The following is a 23034-nucleotide window of genomic DNA, read 5'->3' as shown; positions in this document are numbered from 1 at the left end:
CAGACCTTTTGAGGAAAAAATGACAAGTAACGATTTGATGGTCCTTCCGGACGTTCAATCCTCTCTAGACCGCCGTAATATTCCTATTGAAAAAGTTGGGGTCAAAGGGATCAAAACCCCGATTTTAGTTAAGACTGTTCTGGGTTCCCAGCATACTGTTGCCGATGTTGAAATGTACGTTTCTTTACCGGCAGACAAAAAAGGCACCCACATGTCCCGCTTCTGGACTTTGCTCGAAAGCATCAACAAGCCTTTTTGCCCTACTCTTTTAACTGATGTAATGGCACAGATGCTTTCTTCTCTAAAAGCTGATGGCGGTTATATCAGTCTTACCTTTCCGTTCTTTATGGAAAAAGCCGCCCCGGTTTCTGAACTTCACAGCACAATGAACTATCAAGTTCAATTAGTTGCCGAGGCTAAAAACGGCCATATCAAAATTAATCAAAAAGTTGAAGCTCCGGTAACAAGTTTGTGTCCATGCAGCAAAGAAATCAGTAAGTATGGTGCTCACAACCAGCGTTCTTTAGTTTCTATCAATGCAGAGCTCGAAACCAATTTTGCTATTGAAAAGCAAATTGAGATGATTGAATCTTCCGCTTCCTGTCCCGTTTGGGGTCTTTTGAAGCGTTCTGACGAAAAATTCGTTACTGAACATGCTTACGAAAATCCGAAGTTCGTTGAAGACTTAGTCAGAGATGTCGCCATCCTTTGCCAAGACGAGCCGGCCATTCTCTCCTTCACAGTGGAAGCAGAAAACTTTGAGTCTATTCATAATCACTCTGCTTTTGCCTCGATCACTTTTTCTAAGAAAGCTGAAGAATAAGAGAGCGTCTTCAAAAAATGCTTAATACTCAGAAAGACTATATCTCGAGCCTCTTCACAGAGGCCCTGAAAGAAATTGGTGCTCCGGAGACTGCAAAGGTTATCCTGGAGAAACCGAAGCAAGCCGCTCACGGCGATGTGGCCTGCACTGTGGCATTACAGTGCGCCAAAGCTATGAAAAAGGCACCTCGTGATATCGCAGCACAGCTTGTTGAAAAGATCAAAGCACAGCCGGGCACCGAAACATTCTTCAAAAATATAGAAATTGCAGGTCCGGGCTTCATCAACATGACTTTGTCCGATCAGGCCAAGCAGGAAGTTGTGAAGGTTGTTTTGGAAGAAGGCACAAAATTCGGCTGTCTTCCGACCGACAAAGATAAAACTATTCTTATTGAGTTTGTTTCTGCAAATCCAACCGGTCCGCTTCACTTAGGCCACGCTCGCCAGGGAGCCCTCGGCGATGTACTAACCAATTTGTTTAAGTCTCAAGGATGGGTTGTCAGCCGCGAGTTCTATTACAACGATGCCGGTGTTCAGATCCAGAAGTTAACCGACAGCGTCCAGGCTCGAGCAAAAGAAATTTTGGGTATAGATGTCAAATTCCCGGAAGACGGCTATCAAGGCGAATATATTCGCGACATCGCTCAGAAGTATCTAGATAAAGAAAGCTTCAGCGCATTCGACGGCGAACCTATTCACAGCAGCGGAAATATCGACGATCTAGAAAACATTCGTAAGTACGCGGTTGCTTATCTAAGAAACGAGCAGTACAACGATCTCCAAGCTTTCGGCGTCTCCTTTGATAACTATTTCTTAGAAAGCTCTTTATATAGAGACGGAAGAGTTCAAAACGCTGTTGCAGCCATCGATAAAGCCGGAAAACTTTACGAGAAAGACGGCGCACTGTGGTTTAAATCCACAGATTTCGGCGATGATAAGGACCGTGTCGTAAAGAAGACTGACGGAACTTACACATATTTCGTTCCTGATGTGGCCTATCACCTCAACAAGTTTGAACGAGGATTCAAGAAAGCTTTGAACATTCAAGGCACAGACCACTTCGGCACAGTAGCACGTGTCCGTGCCGGCATTCAAGCGGCTGCCCCAGCTTTCAACTTTGAAGTTCCAAAAGATTTCCCTGCATATCTTCTTCATACGATGCTTCACGTCATCAAAGACGGTCAAGAAGTAAAGATGAGTAAGAGAGCCGGAACCTATGTAACTTTGCGTGATCTGATAACATGGATTGGCAAAGACGCTGCCCGTTTGTTCTTAGTTAACAGAAAGAGCGACGCGGAATTCAATCTGGATATCGATTTGGCTCAAAGTCAGTCTGATGAAAATCCGGTGTATTACCTGCAATACGCTCATGCCCGTATTTGCTCTATTTTTGCGCAAGCTGCGGAAAAAGGATTCAGTGTTCCGAGCGAACAACAGGCCTCAAGCTTCGATCTGAGCGTTTTAACAGCTCCTTCCGAGCTCGCTTTGATGAATTTGCTCTCTGACTACCCGAATGTTCTTGCCTCGGCCGCGAACGAACTTGCACCGCACAGCTTAGTTGCGTATTTGTCTGATCTGGCATCCAAGTTCCATTCTTTCTACAATTCAGAAAGAGTACTCGTTGAGGATGAGAAGACAAGAAACGCTCGTCTCGCTTTATTATTGGCGGTCCAGCAAGTCTTCAAAAACGGCCTCGGAATCTTGGGAGTGTCAGCTCCGGAAAGATTGGACAGAGCCGATAAGGAGCAATAGAAATGGCAGGCAGATCCGGTTTTGGAACGTGGTTTTATGGATTTTTAGTCGGGGGTGTCGTAGGTGTTGGAGCCTGCGCAGCGGCTGCTCTTTTCATTACCAATGCACCGATTCCTTTTATCAATAAAGTGAACCAGGCCAGTGAGAAAATCAATCCTATCGCCAACGGTGCGATTCCGGATCCGAACGCTGCGCTTAATGGAACCGGAGACTCTCCGGCCAACGCTCCGAAAAGCAAAGTTGTAACTGTAGAGCCTCAGTACCCTAACCCTACCGATGCCCCCAACTCCAAAGAAGAGGTTAAGCAGCCGACTGAAGAAACTTACCGCTATGTTGTCCAAGCAGGTGCTTTCAAAGGAGAAGCTGAAGCAGAAAACCTTAGAGCAGAGCTTGGTCTTCTCGGCTTTGAATCCCGAATCATTAAGAGAGTTGAAAACGGAACAACATGGTACAGAGTCCGTCTCGGACCTTACGGGACCAATCAAGAAGCCAATGATGTCAAAACCCGCTTAATGCAGAACTCGTTCCAGGCAACAGTAGGACGAGTGAAATAAACATCTTCAGTAGTATCCGATACGCAGTCTTTTGACTGCGTATTGTTATTTAATTTCCTCTTCAGTTCAATTTACTAGCATTTTTGAATATTTTATTTATTAGGTTTAAATATGCTCAGACGTTCAATACTTGCTGCAGCAATCGCAGCTTTTATGCCTCTGACAGTTTTTGCATCTGCGGATAAGCCAGTTGCCGGAACTGATTATGTTGCTTTAAAAACTCCGGTTCAAACTTCCAATCCAAAGAAAATCGAAGTTCTTACATTTTTTGCTTATACCTGCCCGCACTGCTACACCTATGAAAAATCAGTAGAACCTTGGGCAGCCCAGCTTCCGAATGATGTTGTGTTCAAGAGAATCCCGGTGGCATGGTCTGATAAAACTAAGCACTTCACTCAGACCTATTACGCGCTTGAAGCACTCAATAAGCTCGATCCGTACCACGACATGATGTTCAATGCTGTTATTAAAGAAGGCAGAGAAATGCCGGACCTTAACAGCGTTGCTGATTATTTAGCCTCCAATGGGCTGAATAAGGAAGAGTTCTTAAAGGCCGCTAATTCTTTCTCCACGAAGATGAACACTGAAAAGGCTCGCAAAACATGGATGGCTTATGACATCGACGGCACTCCTTGTAATGCAGTCAACGGAAAATACATCACCGCGCCTCATATGGTCGGAACACGCGAGGGCGCTATCCAGGTGATGGATTTCCTAATCAACAAAGAAAGAGAAAGTAACAAATAATTCTCTCTTCTGCGAGTAAGCTCCTTAACGTTCCACTTTAAGGAGCTTTTTTTCATTCGCAGCCTGCAGGAAGCCGCTCTGCACCATTAAAATGATCTCTTTATTGCGGTTTAGTACGCTTTCACGGAAATTAAATAAATGAACATTTTTCTTACAGGAGCTTCCAGCGGAATCGGGGAAGCGCTCGCAAAAGAATTTGCCGCTAAGGGCGCAACTCTCGGACTTGTTGCCAGAAGAAAAGAAAAACTCGATGAGATTATCTCCCGCCTTCCACACTCTCATTTGCATAAGGCCATTGTCTGCGATGTAACTGATAGAGAAAAATTGATTGACGAAGCCCGTAAGTTCGATAAAGAATGCGGCGGCGTGGATGTGGCAATCGCCTGTGCAGGTGTCTCTATCGGAGTCAAAACACAATTCAAAGAGGACTTGGAAGTATTTGACCAAGTATTCGAAACCAATGTGTTATCCATGGCCTCCACTTTCCACGCTTTTGAAGCACCGATGATGGAAAGAAAAAGAGGAACGTTGGTTGGTATTGCCAGCGTAGCCGGCATCCGCGGCTTACCGGGAAGCGAAGCGTACTGCGCAAGCAAATCAGCAGTCATCACTTACTGCGAAAGTCTGCGCGTGGAAATGAAAAAGCACGGCGTGGACGTCTTGACCATTTCTCCGGGATTTGTGAAGACGCCTTTAACCGCAAAAAATCCGTATAAGATGCCTTTCCTTCTGACACCGGAAGAATTTGCCAAAGAGGCTGTTAAAGCTATCTTTGAGAAAAAGTCCTATGTGACGATTCCTTGGCAAATGGGCGTGCTCTCTAAAGTTCTGAAGATCATTCCAAACTGCCTGTTCGATAAGATTTTGGCATCAAGAAAGCAGAAACCAAGAAAAACATCTACACAGAACTAACGAAATGGCGCCTTTGGCGCCTTTTCTTTCTTCGCTAGGGCATTTCCTTTCGCAATGCTTCAAAACCTCTCTGGAGGTCTCTTATAAGGTCTTCTGCATCTTCCAGCCCAATGGACAACCGAAGCATCTTTTCAAAAGCTGTTGAATCATCTTTGCATCGCTTTCCGTAACTCCGGATAAGCAAACTTTCATAACCGCCCCATGAATATCCAAGCCCGAAGAGTTTAAGGTTGTCCAAGAAAGCATCCAAAGCAGCATCAGGCACATTGTCTTTTAGTTTGACAGCAAATAAGGCTGCGGCTCCCGTGAAATCTCTTTTCCAGATCGGATAACCGGGATCTTTTTCGTGAGCAGGCCACAAAATCTTTTCGACCTCCGGCTGCTGCTCTAACCAATCAACAATTTTCTGCGCGGATTTGAACTGTGCCTCCATTCTGACTTTCATCGTCCGAATGCCGCGATGGGCCAAATAAATAGTGTCTGCCGGAGCTAACTGTCCCATCGTAATGCTGACGGCCTTTACCAAAGGCCACGCCTTGGCATTGCAGGTTGCCGTTGACATCAGCAAATCAGAATGGCCTCCGATGTATTTAGTCGCTGCATGGATGACAACATCGACACCAGCTTTCAACGGCTGAAAATACATTGGAGTCGCCCAAGTATTGTCGATCATGGTCCAGACGTTATGTTTTTGAGCAACACGAACAATCGCCGGAACATCCTGCATCTCAAAGGAGTGACTGCCAGGGCTCTCCATAAAAATCAAACGGGTGTTGGAACGTATGAGCTCCTCAATTCTCTCACCTATCGTCGGAATGTAAAACTCAACCTCAATTCCTAGTCCTCGTAGAATCGTTTCACAAAAACATAGTGTAGGTCCATAGACTGAGTCTGTAACCAACACATGGTCGCCTGCTTTCACAAAAGCAAAAAAAGGAATCACGCAGCCGGCAAGACCGGTGGAATAGGCCCAAGTACCTTCCCCGCCTTCCAGCTCGTTCATCAATTGAAAGAAAGCATCGTGTGTGGGTCCTCCCCCGGTCCCATAAGTCAGAACTTCCTCTCCGTTCATTTGACGGCGTGTTCTTTCTTTCATATCTGCGGAAGAATGGTGCAAAACCGTAGAGCCGTTAAACGGTGGAATATTGACAAAACCTTGGCTCACGTCTGTGTTTCTACCGACATGAACCAGCTTAGTTGAAATGCTTGAAGAAAAGTCGCTCATACTTGGATCCGGAGTGTTCTTTGACTAGGACAAAAAATTATAAACCGGCTGTTATTATTAAACGATCTTCTTAGACTGCGAGTGACTTTGTCTTGCTTCAGTTTAAAAGAAACCCGAGCGATGTGGCCCGGGTTTTCTTTTGCGAAGCAGTTGATTACTTCATTGGTTTCCTATTAATACGCATAATCTGGTGCGGTCTGATAAGGAATAATGGTGTGAAGTATCCGCTCCAGATGTGAGCCAGTCTGGTAAACGGGACAACCAAAAATACCAACAAACCGATGAAGATATGCCATTTCTGAGGTTCGGGAACCTGCAGCATGTAGGTCCAAGCATTCGGGTCGAAAGTAAGTAAACCATGAACCCAAGAGCGGAACAATACGATGGTTGCACCGGAGTGGTCATACAGATAGGACTCAATAACGGAAGCGCATCCGAAAAGCAATACGGCAATCAGGAGAATCAAAACCAGGTAGTCGCTTGGTCTTGATGCTGTTCTGACTCTATCATTGAAACAACGGCGGAAGAACAGAATAAAGATGCCAAGGACTGCTACAACGGCAAAGGTGCCTCCTACAAAGACTTCAACCAGTTGGTGAACGGCAGGAGTCATTCCCATCATGTCGAGGATTGCGCTCGGAGTAAAGAGGCCGAAGACGTGACCGAAGAACACGATGATGACACCGATATGGAACAAATTTGCGCCCCACATCAAGTCTTTTTTATCGATGAGTTCGCTGCTCTGGCTCTTCCAGGAAAACGGGCTAATCAGATACCTGGCAAAGCTGCCGAGAAGCAGGATTGCCAAGATCGCATAGGGCATCACTTGGAAGATCACGAAATTTAAGGTTAGATAGAGATCATTCATCATTAGCCTCCCACCTTATCGGTACTGCGTTCATACTCTTCGAAAAGAGGGATGACCTTTCGGTTCATTGGACCGCCGAAGATAACCGACGCTCTGCGGCGCATGTCAGCACCGCCTCCCAAGTTAATTCCTTGAGAACCCTGAGACAGCATACTTGCCATATGGTTGCGGTTGGCTGACGGTACGACAAAGCGGTCTTTATAGTCGGCAATAGCAAAGAGATTATGCATATCGCAAACATCCTGCAATGTCAGTCCCAAAGAATCCAGAAGCTTAACGTCCGGACTATCCTTGAGCTCTTCAGGGAATACCTCACAAGTCAGGAACTGAGATATTCCGGCACCGTTGCTGTAAGAACGAAGGATCTTTCTTTCAGCCAACAGGCGTCCTAGAGCATCCAGAACCGGTTTTGTGTTGCCTGCGGTAAACAGATTTGCCAAGTACTGGACAGGAATACGCAGACTTTCTACATCCGGAAGATCCCCCTTCAAAGAAAGCTTGCCCGCATCGACTGCCTGAGCAATCGGAGAAAGCGGCGGAACATACCAAACCATAGGCAGAGTTCTGAATTCCGGGTGCAACGGAAGCGCTACGCCCCACTTGCAGATCATCTTGTAGATTGGAGATTTCTTCGCGGCCTCGATCCAGTCGTGAGAAATTCCTGCTTCAAGTGCTTGAGCTTCAACATTCGGATCGTTCGGATCCAAGAAAATGGATTTCTGGGCTGCGTAAAGATCTTCTTCGTTTGGTGTGGAAGCGAGCTCTTTGATGCGGTCCGCATCGTAAAGCATTACGCCCATGTAACGAATACGCCCGACGCAGGTTTCAGCGCAAACGGTCGGCTGACCGCTTTCTACACGCGGATAACAGAAAATGCATTTCTCGGCTTTGCCGGTAGACCAGTTGTAATAAACCTTCTTGTAGGGACAGCCGGAGACGCACATTCTCCAACCGCGGCACTTGTTCTGGTCGACCAAGACGATGCCGTCTTCTTCACGCTTGTAGATCGAACCGGACGGGCAGCTGGCTACGCAGGCCGGGTTCAAGCAGTGTTCGCACAGACGCGGCAGATAGTACAAGAAAGTGTTCTTGTACTGTGCGTAAATTTCGCGCTCTACGTTAGCTAAGTTGACATCCGGTGTAGTCATCAGATCCGTACCGCCGAGGTTATCGTCCCACGCAGCACTGTTGACAATCTTCTTCATCTTCTTTCCGGTCAGATAAGAGATTGGCTGTGCCGTCACAGAAGTCTTCATACGAGGAGCTTTCTGCAGGTTCTGATAATCGAAGGTATACGGCTCGTAGTACTCATCAATTCCCGGAAGCTTGCCGTTCGCAAAAATTCCGGCGAGTACGCCGAGTTTGCTGCCGCGGCGAAGGCGAAGAGTACCGTTTTTAAGTTCCCAGCCGCCCAGCCACTTCTTTTGGTTTTCCCATTGTTTCGGATAACCGACGCCCGGCTTTGTTTCAACATTGTTGAACCAAATATATTCGGTACCGGGGCGGTTAGTCCACACATTCTTACAGGTAACGGAACAAGTATGACAACCGATGCATTTATCGAGGTTTAATACCATCCCTATTTGTGCACGGATTTTCATAAATTACCTCCTTTGCTCGGAGCTTCTTCTTCCATCCAGTCGATCTTATTCATCTTTCTCATCCACACGAAGTCATCTCTGTTTGGAGCGATAGTTCCGTAATAATTGAAGGCATAAGAGAGGTGAGCGTAACCGCCGATCATGTGAGTCGGATTGACGATAACTCTTGTCGGAGAGTTATGGTCGCCGCCTCTCATGTGGTTAATCTCAGATCCCGGTGTATTAACTGTCTTTTCAGTAGCGTGCTGCATGATGCACAGGCCTTCCGGCATTCTTGAAGAGACAATGGCTCTGGCAACAACTGAACCGTTGCAGTTCCAGCATTCGATCCAATCGTTATCAACGATGCCGGCGTTAGCCGCATCGAGGTTGCTCATCCAAACCACAGGGCCTCCTCTGGACAGCGCAAGCATTCTTTCGTTGTCGTAATAAGTGGAGTGAATACCCCATTTCTGGTGGGCGGTCATAAAGTTCAGCATGATGACTTTATTGCCGTTTGCCGCAATATCCTTATAACCCTCCAACGATCTCTGGAATGCAGGCGGACGATATTGAGCAAATTCCTGACCGAAAGCTCTCATCCAGCTATGGTCTTGATAGAACTGCTGTCGTCCCGTCAGAGTACGCCACGGAAGTTTGACAAACACGTTCTGCCAGAATGCGACATACGGAGTTTCCGGAGTAATCGTGCCGGACCAGTCCGGGGCGGTAAATGTCTTTGCCGGACGGTGAGCCAAATCATCGAAGGTGATCTTGTCTTCGATATGACCCTCGGACATCCAGCGGCATTTAACACCGCATTGGTTTTCAACGAATGTCCAGCTGCGGTACGACAAAGCACCGTTGGTTTCCGGAGAAACTCTCATGATGAAGTTAGCGGCATTGATGTCGGTAAGCATCTTCGGACGTCCTTTAGCAACGCCTTCGGTAACCGTACCGTTCAACTGTCTTAACTCTTCAATTTCCGGATCCAGGTTCCATTTGATGCCGCGGTTGCCGCCGCCCTTTGTGCTGAGCAGAGGTCCGATAGACGTGTACTTATCGTAAATGGTGCGGTAGTCTCTCGGAACTGCGTGAATCAACGGAGCTGTCTTGCCCGGAATCAAATCGCATTCGCCCTTGTACCAGGCCTTAACATCCAGAGCTTGGCCCAATTCATGAGGAGAATCGTGACCGAGCGGCGTCATAACCATATCAACGACGTTACCGAATTTATCCGGATACATCGCAGCGATTTCAGAAAGTTTTTTGGCGATGTCCTTGTAAGTATCCCAGTCGCAACGGCCTTCCCAAGAACATTGAACGGCTTTAACGAACGGATGGATGAAGCTGTGCATATCCGTTGTGTTGATATCGTTCTTTTCGTAGAAGGTTGCTGTCGGAAGGATGATGTCGGAGTAAATGGACGTTGTACTCATACGGAAGTCCATATTGACCAATAGATCCAATTTACCCGTGACAGGCGGACGCCATTTAACCATTTGCGGAAGCAGCGAGCCGTCCTTTTCTGTTAATTCTCCGCCGAGAATACCGCTCTGAGTTCCCATTAAATGTCTCAGGAAGTATTCCTGACCTTTGCCGGAAGAACCGAGCAGGTTCGAACGCCAAACGAATAAGTTTCTCGGCCAGTTTTCTTCAGCATCCAAATCCTGGCAGCTGAACTGAATCTTCTTGGCCTTGAGCTGATCGATCAAATACTGAGTCGGATCCTCGTTGGCTTTCTGAGCGAGCGGGGCAATCTTTGTCGGGTTGACGTTGAGCTGAGGAGCAGAAGGCAGCCAGCCCATCATTTCAGACTTAACGTTATAGTCGACATAAGTGCCGTTATAAACTTTGGTATCTGCCAAAGGGGACAGCATATCGGACAGAGGAATTCTTTCGTAACGCCACTGGTCGGTATGTTCATAGAAGTAGCTAGTCGCATTCATATGGCGGCTGGCGGGCTCCCAGTCTTTAGCAAAAGAGTATTCGGACCATCCGGCTTCCGGACGAATCTTTTCCTGACCCACATAGTGGCACCAGCCTCCGCCGACGACACCGCAAGTACCGCACATCAACAGAAGGTAAATAACCGTACGATAAGTGTTATCGGTCTGGAACCACTGGTTAACGCCTGCGCCCATCAGAACGCAAGCACGGCCTTTGGTCTTAGAAGCTGCTTTTGCAAACTCACGAGCTACAGTGATTGCATATTCGGGTTCAACGCCGGTAATGACAGACTGCCATGCCGGTGTAAACGGCACGTTATCTTCGTAGCTATGAGCAACTTCACCGCCCAAGCCTCTGTCGACGCCAAGGTAGCTGCCGAACAAATCGAACACTGTAGCGACTAAGTATTCTTTTCCGTCAACTTTAATTGTCTTAGCAGGAACTTTTCTAACGATAACATCGGAAGTCTGTTCGTTCGGAGTAAACATCGGGCGTTCTCTTCCGCCGAAGTACGGGAAGGAAACATCAACTACTTCCGGCGAATCCTTCAAGAAGGACAACTGCGGTTTAATTTCTTTGCCTGTACGTCCGTCTACGGAGTTCAAATTCCATTTGCCGAGATCCTGGCCTTCTTTTTGACCCCAACGGTAACCCATTGAGCCCTGCGGAACGGCCACTTCTTTTGTCAGTTCGTCATAGACGACAGTCTTCCATTCCGGATTGTTTTCTCCGGCCGGAGCGCCGATATCGCATTCACGGAGCAGACGTCCCGGAACATAGCCGCCCTTTTCATTCTTGTCGAGCATGACAAGCATTGGGAAGTCGGTATAGTTTCTAACGTATTCGGTGAAATACGGGTCCGGATTTTCGTAGTGGAACTCTTTAAAGATGACGTGAGCCATAGACAAAGCCAAAGCAGCATCGGTTGCCTGCTTCGGATGGATCCACATATCGGCGTCTTTCGTTACTTCCACGTAATCCGGACAGACGTTCACAACCTTGGTACCGTTATAACGGGCTTCAATCAGGAAGTGTGCGTCCGGAGAACGGGTCATGGAAATATTGGTACCCCAAACAAGGATGTAACTGGAGTAGTACCAAGCTTCAGATTCAGGAACGTCAGTTTGTTCGCCCCATGTCTGAGGAGATGACGGCGGCAAATCGCAATACCAGTCATAGAAGGAGAGAGGCGTACCGCCGATCAAGCACAGATACCGAGTACCTGCTCCGTAGGAGACCATAGAGTAGCCTGGAATCGGTGAGAAGCCGGCGATTCTGTCCGGACCGTACTTGTCAATCGTGTAGAGGTTGGCAGTGGCGATAATTTCCAGAGCGGTATTCCAGGAAGTTCTAACCAATCCGCCCATACCGCGGGCTTCGCAATAGGCTTTCTTCTTCTGCGGATCTTCAACAATGCTCTTCCAAGCAGCTAGCGGATCCATTGTCTTCCGAGCTTCTTCCCAATAGTTAAGAAGCTCAGCTCTGATTAACGGATGTTTAATTCTGGAGGCACTGTAGAGATACCAAGAGTAACTTGCTCCTCTAGGACATCCGCGAGGTTCGTGATTCGGAACTCCGGGAGGCGTTGGGGGGTAGTCAGTTTCTTGGGTTTCCCATGTGACAATACCGTCCTTGACGTATACCTTCCAGCTGCAGGAGCCGGTACAGTTAACGCCGTGGGTAGAACGGACGATTTTGTCATGTGCCCATCTGTCTCTGTAAGCCTGTTCCCAACCGCGGTCAGCGTTTACAACTTCGCCCCAACCATCTGAATAGGAACCGACCTTCTTTGAGAAGAACAGAGAACTTTTCATCATTCCAGGCATATAGGTTCTCCCTTTTTATTTATTTGTCCGACGAATTAGCAAAGATCCGGGGCATCTTTACGGTCGTAGTAATAAATATTGATTAATAAGATAGCGATAAAGATTGCTGTTGTTACGGCAAACATTGTTGCTGCGTTGGTTTCAGCCAAGAGGACGCCGATAGTGAAAGGACCATAAGCACCGATTGCTGAAGTCCAACCAACGACTGCGCCACCCTGAAGCGGCGGGAACAGAACAGCCATCTGTTCAGTAGTAGAGGCATTGCCGACACCGGTCCAGAAGAATACCCAGAACATGAAGCCTAACCAAATCCAGCATCCCATTACAGAATCCGGTTTGTAGAGCCACAACCCGAGCAAGCCGATGATATTGCAGACAGCCATAATCGTGGTGACACGGCCGCCGCGGATGGAATCAGCAACCTTACCTGCACCGACTCTTGACAAAGCTCCGATGACAGGGCCTAACCAAGCTAATGCAACGACGTTCGGAGCGTTTTCGATATGAGCAAATTCGTGAGTTCCCAACAAAGCCAACTGAGCACCGAGTCCGGCAAATGTTGCGAATGTTCCGTAATAGAACAAAGTCATAAACCAGGTGTGTTTATTACCGAAAATGGCCCACTGCTTCTTGATGTTTGCGGTTACGGGAACTGAACGCAGGCAAAGCCAAGACAGAATAGTAATAATGACGACGAACGGAATCCAAATCCAGGCTGCGTTCTGAAGCCAGTATTGAACCGTCTTGCCGTCAGCCAAGTGAGCAACCTGAGGAGCACCAAGTGCTGCAAAAGCGCTGAAACCGATTACTAATGGTGTGACAAACTGAACTAAACCGGTACCGAAGTCAGATAGACCGCCTTGGACGCCTAAAGCGAATCCTCTCTGCTTTTTCGGGAAGTAGTAATTAGTACTTGCCATCAAGCCCGAGAATGTACCGCCGCCAATACCGCTGAACAAAGAGAACAGCAGCAAAACCCAATACGGTGTACCGGGATTCATTACTGCGTATACCCAGCAGAACAGCGGGATCAACAGCAAAGCCGTTGAAAAAGTTACTAGAATTCTTGTTCCCAAAATTGGGGGTAAGAAGGTCCAAATAATTCTTAAAGTTCCTGCGGAAAGGCCTACCATGGCCACCAACCAATACAATTGGCGGTGATCAAGCTGAAAGCCGATTTCATTTAATCTAGGAGCCAAAGAAGGTACCAAGAACCAGGCACAAAAGCCCAATGTCAAACTGAAGGTACTTAACCAAACTGTTGTCCATGCTAATGTTTTATTCCATTGGGCAGGATTTTCAGGGTTCCAAACCTTAATATCTGCACGCATAATGCGCTCCTTTAATTTATGGATTATCTTCTTGAAGTGTAGGAGTTATCCCCTACTACCCCTTTGAAAATCATCCATTTTGGGCCTATCTTCCTGATCTTTATCACTGAAATAAGCATTTACAATCATCGATTTGGGTATTCACACCGCCCCCTGGAGTTATTAGCGTACTTATCTTTTGTATGATCTCTGTATGTAGAGATAACCCTTAACAGGGGGTAAATAATGAATGTTGAACTAAAGGCCATGGCTTGTCTGCTTGTTTACCCGAGACAGCAATTATTTGATGAACTAGATGAGATTTCTTCTTCGATTCAAAATGCGCCTACTCTCAGTCAGAAAGTCAAGGCAAATTTATCCAAGATGATTGAACACTTTTCTTCATCATCTTTAGCAAATCTGCAAGGAATTTATGTCTCCACTTTTGACTTAGGCAAGAAAGCCAGTTTGAATTTATTCGAACATCTGCATGGTGATTCCCGCGGGAGAGGTTCTGCAATGCTCAATCTTCTGCGCCTATATGAGGATCACGGACTGAAATTTGAGAGCAATGAATTACCGGATTTCCTTCCGGCGATCTTAGAGTTTTTATCCGGACTCAAATTTGCTGACGCTCAGATGTGGCTTACAAGTGCGGCGCCGCTTATTCAATCCATCAACCGTGAGCTTAAGCTAATGAATAGTCCGTGGCTTCCGGTCACCGAAGCTTTATTATCGATTGCCAATGTGAAACCGGAGAAAGCGGAGCTTACTCAAGACGATTTGACTCCGACTTTAGATGCCGAATGGCAGGATCAGCCTGTTACCTTCGGAGGCGGCGCCAATCCGGTTGAACAGCCTGTCCGATTTGTGAAAAAGTAAGTTTTTTAGAAGTATTAAATAGAAAACAAGGATTCCAACTTTAGCTGTTGGAGTCCTTTTTTACTTTTACCATTTGATTTCAATTCATCGAATAAAAATCGCCTGCCTTCATCATTCAAACGGAGGCAGGCGAAAGATTTCTTTATGAACCTGAATGGTTCAGATTAGTGAGCGCTTGCTTCTTTTCTTTGATTGTATTCGCAAGCAGCTGCTGTGAACAAAACGTCTGTTGAAGAGTTCAAAGCAGTTTCTGCGGAATCTTGTAAGACGCCGATTACGAAGCCCACGGCAACAACCTGCATAGCAACATTCTGTTCAATACCGAACAACCCACAAGCCAATGGAATAAGAAGAAGAGAACCGCCGGGTACACCGGATGCGCCGCACGCACAAACGGTAGCAACCAAGGAAAGCAAGAGAGCCGTTCCGATATCAACATGAACGTTCAATGTAGTGGCGGCAGCCAAAGTCAAAACGGTAATAGTGACAGCAGCGCCGGCCATGTTAATAGTTGCACCCACCGGGATGGAAATAGCGTAAACGTTCTCGTCGAGGTTCAGTTTACGGCAAAGGTTCATATTGACCGGAATATTAGCGGCAGATGAACGGGTGAAGAACGCTGTAACACCGCTTTCTCTTAAGCACATCCAAACGAGGGGGAAAGGATTCTTGCGTGTATAGAACCATACCAACAAGGGATTGACGACCAAGGCGATAAAGATCATGCAGCCGATAAGGACGACGAGCAGCTTAACGTAGCTAAGCATGCCTTCCAAACCTGTGGATGCTATGACACCGGCGACCAAACCGAAAACACCAATCGGAGCTAAACGGATAACAAGTCTGACAATGTACTCGACGCCGTTGCATAAATCGCTGACAATCTTCTTAGTTTCGTCACTGGAATGACGAAGAGCGATACCCAAACTAACTGCCCAAGCCAAAATACCGATATAGTTAGCATTAGCCAAAGCTTTAACAGGATTATCAACGAGATTGAAAATCAAGTTCCTAATAACTTCTGCAATTCCTCCGGGTGCAGTGACTGCATCTTTAACTTCAACTAACGCAATCGAGGTCGGGAACATAAAGCTTGCAATAACAGCGACCAATGCAGCAGAGAAAGTTCCTAAGATATAGAGGAAGAGAACCGATTTAATTTTGCCGCCGCTGCCGGTGTCTTGATTAGCGATAGATGCAGCAACCAGAACGAACACTAAAACCGGCGCAACTGCCTTCAACGCAGAGACGAAGAAACTTCCTAAAACCTCCAAGGAGGCAGCACCGCTGGGCCATAAAACTCCAACAGCGATACCAAGGACCAAAGCCACAATAATCTGCTTTACCAGCGATCCTTGTCGAACCAGTGAAAGTAGAAAAGGTAGGGTACGTTTCATTTATTCAATTCCTATTGTCAAAAGTTGTTACTAAATTTTAGATAGGAAAAAACGGCTAAATCGAAAAACTTAGAACTAATTCCACTAGACAAAATTATTTTTTTGTGTCTTTTCAAGAAATTTTACGTATCTTTTTTAGTAAAAAATCCTCTCAATTAAGACAGAGCAAAAATTGAATAAATCTCTTGGTAGCAAACATTAATATTCAAATTTGACCATTCTCTTGCGTCATAAATTAACGCTTTAAATGCAATAATAGAACAAGATCAAAGGAGCGCAAAATATGTTTAGAAGAAAACGAAAAAAGCTCAGTTTTGGTTTGAGCTTTACAGGTGCTTGTGAAGAAAGCGTAGCTGCCGTTGATTATTGGATTGCCAAGATTTTAGTAGAGCGAGGCGGCTGGTTCAGGTTGGAAAGAAACTACTCAATAAGAAAGCCCGCGGAAAGATACAGGGTTCTGCCGGGAACTGAAGTGGGGGCAGTCATTAGCGACCTTCTTTCTCAGCTGGTACAAAAGATTATTGATTCGGGAAGGTTTGAAGATGATGAAGAGCCTAAAACTTTTGAAGAGTTCGAGGACGAACTTCCTGACGAGGTATCTCGCGCCTACGAAGAACTCAGAAAAAAATTAGGCCGAGAAGGAGAAGATGTTCCACAGGAACTCTTTGACTTCTATCAATGTATATCCGATAAAGTCAAAACTTCCGGTCTCTTTCCGGAGAAGATGCAGCAGAATGCAGCAGTGCTGCAGGAGTGTTTGCGTCTTTCAAGCTTTGAAACTGATATGTTATTTTTCCTTCTTCTTATTCAAGCCAATCCTTTATTGAAGGAAGTCATCAATTTCTTTGACTTCACCAATAAAGGAATACATATGCTGGGAGAGATGATGGCGTGGCTTTTCGACGTCTCGGTTACTGAAGTCATGAAAGTCATTTCTCCGGAAGGAAGATTAGTCAACTGCGGAGTTCTGACACTCAATAGCTACCCCTCTGATGATGCGCAAGATTTATTCGAAGTTTTTCACAACAATGATCTGAACCAATATATTTGGGGAACTGTTACAAAAAAGAAGCTCTTTTCTCAATACCTGATTCAAACCGAACCTAGTGTTTTATCTTTAAAAGACTTTAATTTTCTTCCAGCTATTCCGAACATAATTCTTCCATTTCTAAAGCAGAATGCCTCAAATCCCAGGAAAGGAGTAAACATTCTCTTGTATGGGCCGCCCGGAACAGGAAAAACCGAGTTAAGTCGCTTATTAGCTAAAGAATCCGGACTAAAAGCTTTTGAACCTTCTCTTTCCACATCCGGCAAATCATCCGAGTCCACGAGCCGTTGGAAAAATTGGCAAGTTGCTTCTTCCTTGTTGAGCTCCTCCAGCGACTCTCTGCTTGCCGTCGATGAAGCAGCGGATCTCTTCAACGAAGGAATTCAAAAATCTTACAACTTTCGTACTAACAAGGCTTTTATCAACAAGTGTCTGGAGGAAAACCAAACTCCAACAATATGGATGACAAATTCTATTGCTGGCCTCGATCCTGCGATGATTCGAAGATTTACCTTTGTTTTAGAGGTAGCAAATCCTCCTTTGAGAGCTCTCAAGGACATAACACATCAAAAACTAGGAAAATTTCTCGATGAAAAAGAATTAACTCGACTTACAAAGAGCAACTTTCTTTCCCCGGGGCTTATCACCCAAGTAGCAGAAATTTTAGAGACATTCTCTAAGACTTCAATGAAACTCTCTTCCAAAGTTGCCATGGAGATCATTACAGAAAAACTCAAAGCCCAAGGCCTTCCTAAACTGCCTCCTATCGAAAATAATCAAAGCTACTTGTATGACCCGGATTTAACCAATTCCATGCTCGAACTCAAAAATATCGCAGAAGGCGTTAAACGTGCCGGGAGCGCAAAAATTTGCATTTATGGACCTCCCGGGACCGGGAAAACTGCCTACGCAAAGTGGTTGGCAAAATACCTTGAAAAACCACTCATCGTTCGAAAAGCTTCTAACTTATTGAACTGCTATCTTGGGGAAACGGAAAAGATTATTGCCCAAGCCTTTGAAGACGCACAGAGAGATGATGCCGTTCTTTTGCTTGACGAGATCGATTCTTTCTTGAGAGACAGAACGTTAAGCAGTCACTCCTGGGAAGTCACACAAGTCAATGAGCTGCTGACACAAATTGAGAACTTCGAAGGTGTGTTTATTGCGACCACCAACTTAATAGATCTTCTTGATCCGGCAGCTTTGCGCCGCTTTGACCTGAAAACAAAGTTTGACTTCTTAAAACCTGAACAAGCTAAAAAACTATTCAAAAAGTATTCTTCTCAGCTTCGGCTTCAAGGTTCGTTAGCAGAAGTTTTGGCTGAACTTGAAGACCTTGAAAAGCTAACCCCCGGTGATTTTGCCGCCGTCTATCGCCAATTCAAATTCAGAACCGAGAAAACGAAAAAAGCTTTCTTCGAGGCTCTTAAAGACGAGGTACGAATCAAAGGAAACGGAGGCGCCGTCCGCAAGATTGGCTTTTCTTAATCAGTCATAACGACTTCATCTTTGACCTCTTCGAACTCAACTTTTCAAAGAGGTCTTTGACTTTTCGAACTCATCTCTCCCCAAACCGAAGTAGAAAATTCTTAAATATTCAAGAAGATAGACACTTTTTGAAGTTTTTGAACAGCAATTTATTTTTATGACACTTTTTAAGACATAATTAGTGTATAATAAAATTCAATTAAGGAGGAGAGGATGGAAAGCGACAAAAAATTTCGTCTGGAAGATCTCGCTGAACTCACTGGGATACCAAGAAGGACGATTCGTTTCTACATTCAAAAAGGGTATGTAGCACCCCCATTGGGTCAAAAACGTGGGTCCTACTACACCAATGAACATCTGGAAGAGCTGCTCAAGATCAAGAGACTGTCTCATAAGAATGTTCGGTTAAAAGAAATCACTTCTTATGACGAAGACTCAATCGCACTCCCGGAACCGGAAGTCGGAACAATTTCTTGGTGTTCCCACATTTTTCTTGGTTCAGGAATGACCTTAGTTCTAGATAACCGAAAGGCAAAAATTAAGGCAGAGGCCCTTCCGGAGCTGACAGAAAAAATTATTGAACTTGTTCAAGAATACAAACAGAATAAAGGAGAGAACAATGAGTAATCATATAAAAGCCAACATTCCTTTGAAATCCATTCAATGGAAAGGTGAAGTGGACGGTCCTCTTTTCAGATATCAGTCTGTTCAAAACTATGAGAACACCACGGACGATACTATTGAAATCAGCTATAGCTTTCCGCTGCCCTATGGCAAGAGTGTGATTACTTCTTTCTCGGCCGAAATAAACGGTGTTGTTCGTCATGCTTGCGCACTTCCAAAGAAGAAGGCAGAAGAGACTTATGAAAACGCCATGGAATCCGGTGATTCTCCGGTAATGCTCAAGATCGAAGAGCAGGACTTTTGCACTGCTTCACTCGGCAATCTGAAGCCGGGTGAAAAAGCCAAAATAACTGTCGAGTATATGCAGCTATTAGAGTTTCACGGCAAAAAAGTCCGCATCACTATCCCGATGGTATTGGATGAGCGCTATGCCGCCAGCGACGAATCCTATCCGTCACCACTCGCCGGAGTTGAAGCGAATATTTTTGCGGATTACGCCTGCTCCGGAGAGCTTCTAGTTAAGAAGCCATTCGATGAGGGGACTGTCTACTCTCCTTCTCACGCTATCAGATGCTCCTACTGCCAAGAAGGTCTAAAGGTTAGCGCCGTCGGCAAAGCAGACCGGGATTTTGTCGTTGACCTTGAAGTTGAGAGCTCAGGTGTTCTGTGTCTCGCACAAGACGGCAAAGAGTGGGCTGCCTTGGCATCTTTTATTCCGCAGATGGCTCCTAAAAAAGCACCCCTAGATCTCTGTGTCTTACTTGATTGCTCCGGATCAATGGATGGAAGCCGAATTAAGTGGGCAAAAGAAACACTTTCAAAAATTGTGGGAGGGTTGGATCCACAGGATCAAGTTACCCTGTATCGTTTTGGATCTGATCTGAGACTGGAAAAAATTGCAAAAAATGTCACCATTCCGGAGTGCAACTCCAGAATTAAGGAATGGCTTACAAGACCATGGGGAGAAGTCATCAAGCACATTCAGGCCGATTTAGGAGGAACTGAGCTTGCAGGTGCCTTGAATGGATGCACAGACCTGTGCCGAGGGGAAAGTGAGAATAGCGCCATTCTCTTAATTACCGACGGAGAAGTTTGGGATACGAAGAGCGTGAAAAAAGCTGCCAAAAAGACAGGCAGAAGAATCTTCACCTTAGGAATCGGGATGGCTCCTTACGGCAGTCTTTTGACTGAAATTTCTGAGTCCACAGGCGGAGTGTACGAATCAGTTTACAGCTACTCTGACATCGAGGATGCTGCAAACAGTGTAATTGTCCGCCTTCAGGCTCCACTGTTGAAGTCAGTTAGTGTTCACTGGCCTCAAGATGCAATTTGGACCTCTAGGGCCCCGAGGACGGCTTACTCGGCTGACTCTTGTTCATCAGCAGCTTTCCTGAGAGAGCCGATTGATGAATTAAAAATGTCTTTTTTAGAAGATGGACAAAAGCAAGGAATCACCATAAAACGGTTAGACCAAGAATTTGGAAAAGCCCTTGTCCAACTTGTTGCTAATATGCGCATGGTTGCCAGTAAAGATGCCGAAGAACAAGAATATTTAGGTATTCGCTACAACTTGGCTGGACCCCGCACCAACTTCCTCCTCGTAGTAGAACGTGCAGAAGAGGATAAAGTAACTGACTTTGCAAAATTGAGTGTGGTGCCTCAAATGCAGGTTGCCGACAGAATGTGCAGCGTGCCCCTTGGAGACCTGGACGGACCCGGAGACATCTCCTATTGCATGAGCGAACCTATCAGAAAGTACTCCAGAGCATCTCACCTAGGCCACTGGCACGCAAGCAGGGCCATGCGCCGTTTAGATGAGCCTTTGGAAATAATGAGTAATGAGCCTTTTGAGGAAGAGGATTCCGATCGAGTTGACTGCGCATTCTTCTACGGTGAGACGGAAGAAATAGTAAAACAATTAATGGACGCTAAGGACGTAACCGAGTTGTGGAAGCTGGCTCAAGAAGTTGGAGATCTCGAGGAAAAGGATGTCAGCAAAGTGTATCAAAAACTGGGAGAACTATCTGCCTCTAAAACCGAACACATGTATAAGGAACGAGCGGCGTTATGGGCTCTTGCTCATGAAGCTCAAGTTCTGGAGGATAAAGATAACAGAAAGATGCTTCAAAAGCTGATAGACCTATCTTCTTCTAAAATCAAACAGGCGGATCAGTTAAACCAGCAGCTGACTTTCCTCATTGCCCTTTATCGCTTTATGGAAATGCCAGGAAAACAGACGCTTAGTCTCTTCAACGAATTGAGAAAAGCTGATGAAAGATTGAATGAACGTTGGCCGGAGCTCAGAGACTTTGCTAAGTACATGAGGAAAGAACATGCAAGCTGGCTGACAGATCAGTTCAAACTCTTCGAAACCGAACGGCGGATTCCAGAAGCCCTCGCAGACATTGTTGAGATACCAACACTGCACGATTGGGATAATACGGACGAGAGAAACTTTGTCAATGCTATCTTGACGATGCTTTTCGTTGTGAACTTCGTTTTAGATTCCAACAACAAAGAGGAGCAAAAAGAACTCTAATGAGATATTGAAGAGGAAAAGAATTAAGCAGCGATCGGACCCGAGCAACCGATTCCGCTCAAGATTTCTTCCATACCTTTACGAACACAGCCTTGTCGGTATTTAGCCGACAAGGTCTTTTTTTGAAGGACTTATTTACATTCTCATTGGCCTTGTCGCCATCTTAAGTGTTTTCCTCAGGTGTGGATAAAATTCATGTGTTAGATTTTCGGACTTATTCGTGCCGAGGACATATGAAGAGAAGTTTACATCCGGGCCTGCCATTTATTTTGGTATGTGTTCTATTAGACATTTTAGGGATAGGGTTGATTATTCCCGTCCTTCCCCAACTTGTGGGTAAGCTCGCCGGCAACTCTGCCTCACAGGCCTGGTGGCTTGGTGCAATGCTCGTCAGCTACGGTCTGATGCAATTTTGCTTTGCTCCCACTCTCGGTGCTTTATCTGATAGATACGGTCGGCGCCCTCTGATGCTTTTAGGAATCTTCGGCCTAAGTATCATGTTTTTAGTTCCGGCCCTGAGTATGTCTTTGCCGGTAATTTTGGCCTCGCGCTTTGTAGGGGGAATGTTCTCGGCCAACGTAGCGGTAGCTCAGGCTTATATCGCCGACATAACGGCTAAAGAAAAAAGAGCGGCAGCCTTCGGCATGCTCGGCGCGTGTTTCGGCATCGGTTTTATCTTGGGGCCTCTTATCGGCGGAATCCTCGGAGAACACGATTTGCGGTATCCGTTTTTCCTGGCAGCCGCCCTATCAGGACTTAACTTCTTATACGGCTTATTTGTTCTTCCTGAATCCTTAAGTCTTAGCCTTCGTACTCCCTTCTCTCTAAGAAGATGCAATCCCCTCAGCACTCTTGTTAATTTGTCCAGGCTGAAGAAAATCGGTCTACTCATCGCAGTTATCGCCGTTTCTTCCTTTGCCCAGTCCATGCTTCACTCTACTTGGACTCTTTATACCGATTACCGCTACGGGTGGACTCCATTTGACATCGGCATTTCTTTAGTTTGTATCGGTGCCGTCAGCGTTGTAATGCAAGGATTCCTGATGAGAGTGTTCATCCGCAGGATCGGTGAAAAGAAAGTAGTCCTTTGCGGGCTACTAACCGGCGCATTAGCTTATTTAGGTTTTGGCCTGGTTACTCAAGGTTCTTGGCTCTACGTCATTATCTTCTTAAATTTCATGTCTGTTGCCGTCCCTCCGACACTAAACGGCATGGTCTCAGAAAATATCAGTGCCAACGACCAAGGTATCAGCCTCGGAGCTATTTCTTCTCTGAACAGTCTGATCGGTGTTATCGCTCCACTTATCGGTACCCCTCTTCTTGTGCATACTGTCCACCAGGATCCTCAATCCATGCTGTCAGGTCTTGTTTATTTTATTTGTGCCGGACTTTTGTTAATGGCCTTCTTTATCGCCCTTGTTCAGTTCCGCTCATTAGGAAATAGCCAAAAGGTTTAGTCACGAACTGTCTATCGACGCCCTACACCTGGGACGGCGAGCTTAAAACATCA

Annotated in this window: 16 protein-coding genes; 10 read left to right on the top strand and 6 right to left on the bottom strand. The window is 45.9% G+C overall.

Translation table 11 applies throughout. The features are described 5' to 3' along the window. Nucleotides 1-19: 19 nt before the first annotated feature. The 5 genes from folE2 to RDK53_RS02840 all read left to right on the top strand — a co-directional run bounded on the left by folE2 (nucleotide 20) and on the right by RDK53_RS02840 (nucleotide 4787). The gene (gene folE2, locus RDK53_RS02860; RefSeq protein ID WP_308513195.1) at nucleotides 20-823 is read left to right on the top strand and encodes a GTP cyclohydrolase FolE2; all 804 of its coding nucleotides are present in this window, start codon (nucleotides 20-22) and stop codon (nucleotides 821-823) included. Nucleotides 824-840: 17 nt separating this feature from the next. Then, nucleotides 841-2574 carry an arginine--tRNA ligase gene (gene argS, locus RDK53_RS02855; protein WP_308513193.1) on the top strand — a complete coding sequence of 578 codons (1734 nt, stop codon included), beginning with the start codon at nucleotides 841-843 and terminating at the stop codon, nucleotides 2572-2574. A gap of 2 nt (nucleotides 2575-2576) precedes the next feature. Beyond that, entirely contained in the window at nucleotides 2577-3128 is a 552-nt protein-coding gene (locus tag RDK53_RS02850; protein WP_308513192.1) for an SPOR domain-containing protein, read from the top strand. A gap of 111 nt (nucleotides 3129-3239) precedes the next feature. Continuing rightward, entirely contained in the window at nucleotides 3240-3875 is a 636-nt protein-coding gene (locus RDK53_RS02845; RefSeq protein ID WP_308513191.1) for a thiol:disulfide interchange protein DsbA/DsbL, read from the top strand. 138 nt (nucleotides 3876-4013) lie between these two features. After that, nucleotides 4014-4787, top strand: coding sequence for an SDR family oxidoreductase (locus tag RDK53_RS02840; RefSeq protein ID WP_308513189.1), 774 nt, complete (start codon nucleotides 4014-4016; stop codon nucleotides 4785-4787). A 34-nt stretch (nucleotides 4788-4821) separates the two neighbouring features. On the opposite strand, the gene metC is transcribed toward RDK53_RS02840, so the two are convergent. From metC to RDK53_RS02815, 5 genes are all read right to left on the bottom strand, one after another. Further along, the gene (gene metC / locus RDK53_RS02835) at nucleotides 4822-6012 is read right to left on the bottom strand and encodes a cystathionine beta-lyase (RefSeq protein ID WP_308513188.1); all 1191 of its coding nucleotides are present in this window, start codon (nucleotides 6010-6012) and stop codon (nucleotides 4822-4824) included. 154 nt (nucleotides 6013-6166) lie between these two features. Further along, the gene (gene narI, locus RDK53_RS02830; RefSeq protein ID WP_236578406.1) at nucleotides 6167-6883 is read right to left on the bottom strand and encodes a respiratory nitrate reductase subunit gamma; all 717 of its coding nucleotides are present in this window, start codon (nucleotides 6881-6883) and stop codon (nucleotides 6167-6169) included. Next, entirely contained in the window at nucleotides 6883-8481 is a 1599-nt protein-coding gene (gene narH / locus RDK53_RS02825; protein ID WP_308513187.1) for a nitrate reductase subunit beta, read from the bottom strand. The genes narI and narH overlap by 1 nt, the downstream gene beginning before the upstream one ends. Beyond that, entirely contained in the window at nucleotides 8478-12236 is a 3759-nt protein-coding gene (locus RDK53_RS02820; RefSeq protein WP_308513186.1) for a nitrate reductase subunit alpha, read from the bottom strand. The genes narH and RDK53_RS02820 overlap by 4 nt, the downstream gene beginning before the upstream one ends. 35 nt (nucleotides 12237-12271) lie before the next feature. Next, a complete protein-coding gene (locus RDK53_RS02815) occupies nucleotides 12272-13567 on the bottom strand; it encodes an MFS transporter (RefSeq protein ID WP_308513185.1) in 1296 nt (431 codons plus the stop codon). 225 nt (nucleotides 13568-13792) lie between these two features. On the opposite strand from RDK53_RS02815, the gene narJ reads away from it, so the two are divergent. After that, the gene (gene narJ, locus RDK53_RS02810) at nucleotides 13793-14428 is read left to right on the top strand and encodes a nitrate reductase molybdenum cofactor assembly chaperone (RefSeq protein ID WP_308513184.1); all 636 of its coding nucleotides are present in this window, start codon (nucleotides 13793-13795) and stop codon (nucleotides 14426-14428) included. Nucleotides 14429-14592: 164 nt separating this feature from the next. Here the strand turns inward: narJ and sstT are convergent, their stop codons facing one another. Continuing rightward, nucleotides 14593-15825, bottom strand: a complete 1233-nt coding sequence (sstT, locus tag RDK53_RS02805; protein WP_308513183.1) for a serine/threonine transporter SstT — start codon at nucleotides 15823-15825, stop codon at nucleotides 14593-14595. A 283-nt stretch (nucleotides 15826-16108) separates the two neighbouring features. Here sstT and RDK53_RS02800 point away from each other — a divergent pair, with 283 nt between their 5' ends. The 4 genes from RDK53_RS02800 to RDK53_RS02785 all read left to right on the top strand — a co-directional run bounded on the left by RDK53_RS02800 (nucleotide 16109) and on the right by RDK53_RS02785 (nucleotide 22981). Beyond that, nucleotides 16109-18361, top strand: a complete 2253-nt coding sequence (locus tag RDK53_RS02800) for an AAA family ATPase (protein WP_308513182.1) — start codon at nucleotides 16109-16111, stop codon at nucleotides 18359-18361. Nucleotides 18362-18574: 213 nt separating this feature from the next. Beyond that, a complete protein-coding gene (locus tag RDK53_RS02795; protein WP_308513181.1) occupies nucleotides 18575-18988 on the top strand; it encodes a helix-turn-helix domain-containing protein in 414 nt (137 codons plus the stop codon). Continuing rightward, on the top strand, nucleotides 18981-21524 hold the full coding sequence (locus RDK53_RS02790; protein WP_308513180.1) for a VIT and VWA domain-containing protein: 2544 nt from the start codon (nucleotides 18981-18983) through the stop codon (nucleotides 21522-21524). Before RDK53_RS02795 ends, RDK53_RS02790 begins: the two co-directional genes overlap by 8 nt. Before the next feature lie 233 nt (nucleotides 21525-21757). Further along, a complete protein-coding gene (locus RDK53_RS02785; protein ID WP_308513179.1) occupies nucleotides 21758-22981 on the top strand; it encodes a TCR/Tet family MFS transporter in 1224 nt (407 codons plus the stop codon). Nucleotides 22982-23034: the final 53 nt, after the last annotated feature.

Origin of the sequence: uncultured Turicimonas sp. (assembly GCF_902477955.1) — a bacterium.
In the GTDB taxonomy this organism is placed as follows: domain Bacteria; phylum Pseudomonadota; class Gammaproteobacteria; order Burkholderiales; family Burkholderiaceae_F; genus Turicimonas.
Note: the sequence above shows the minus strand (reverse complement) of the source record. Positions and strands in the feature narration are given on the sequence as shown.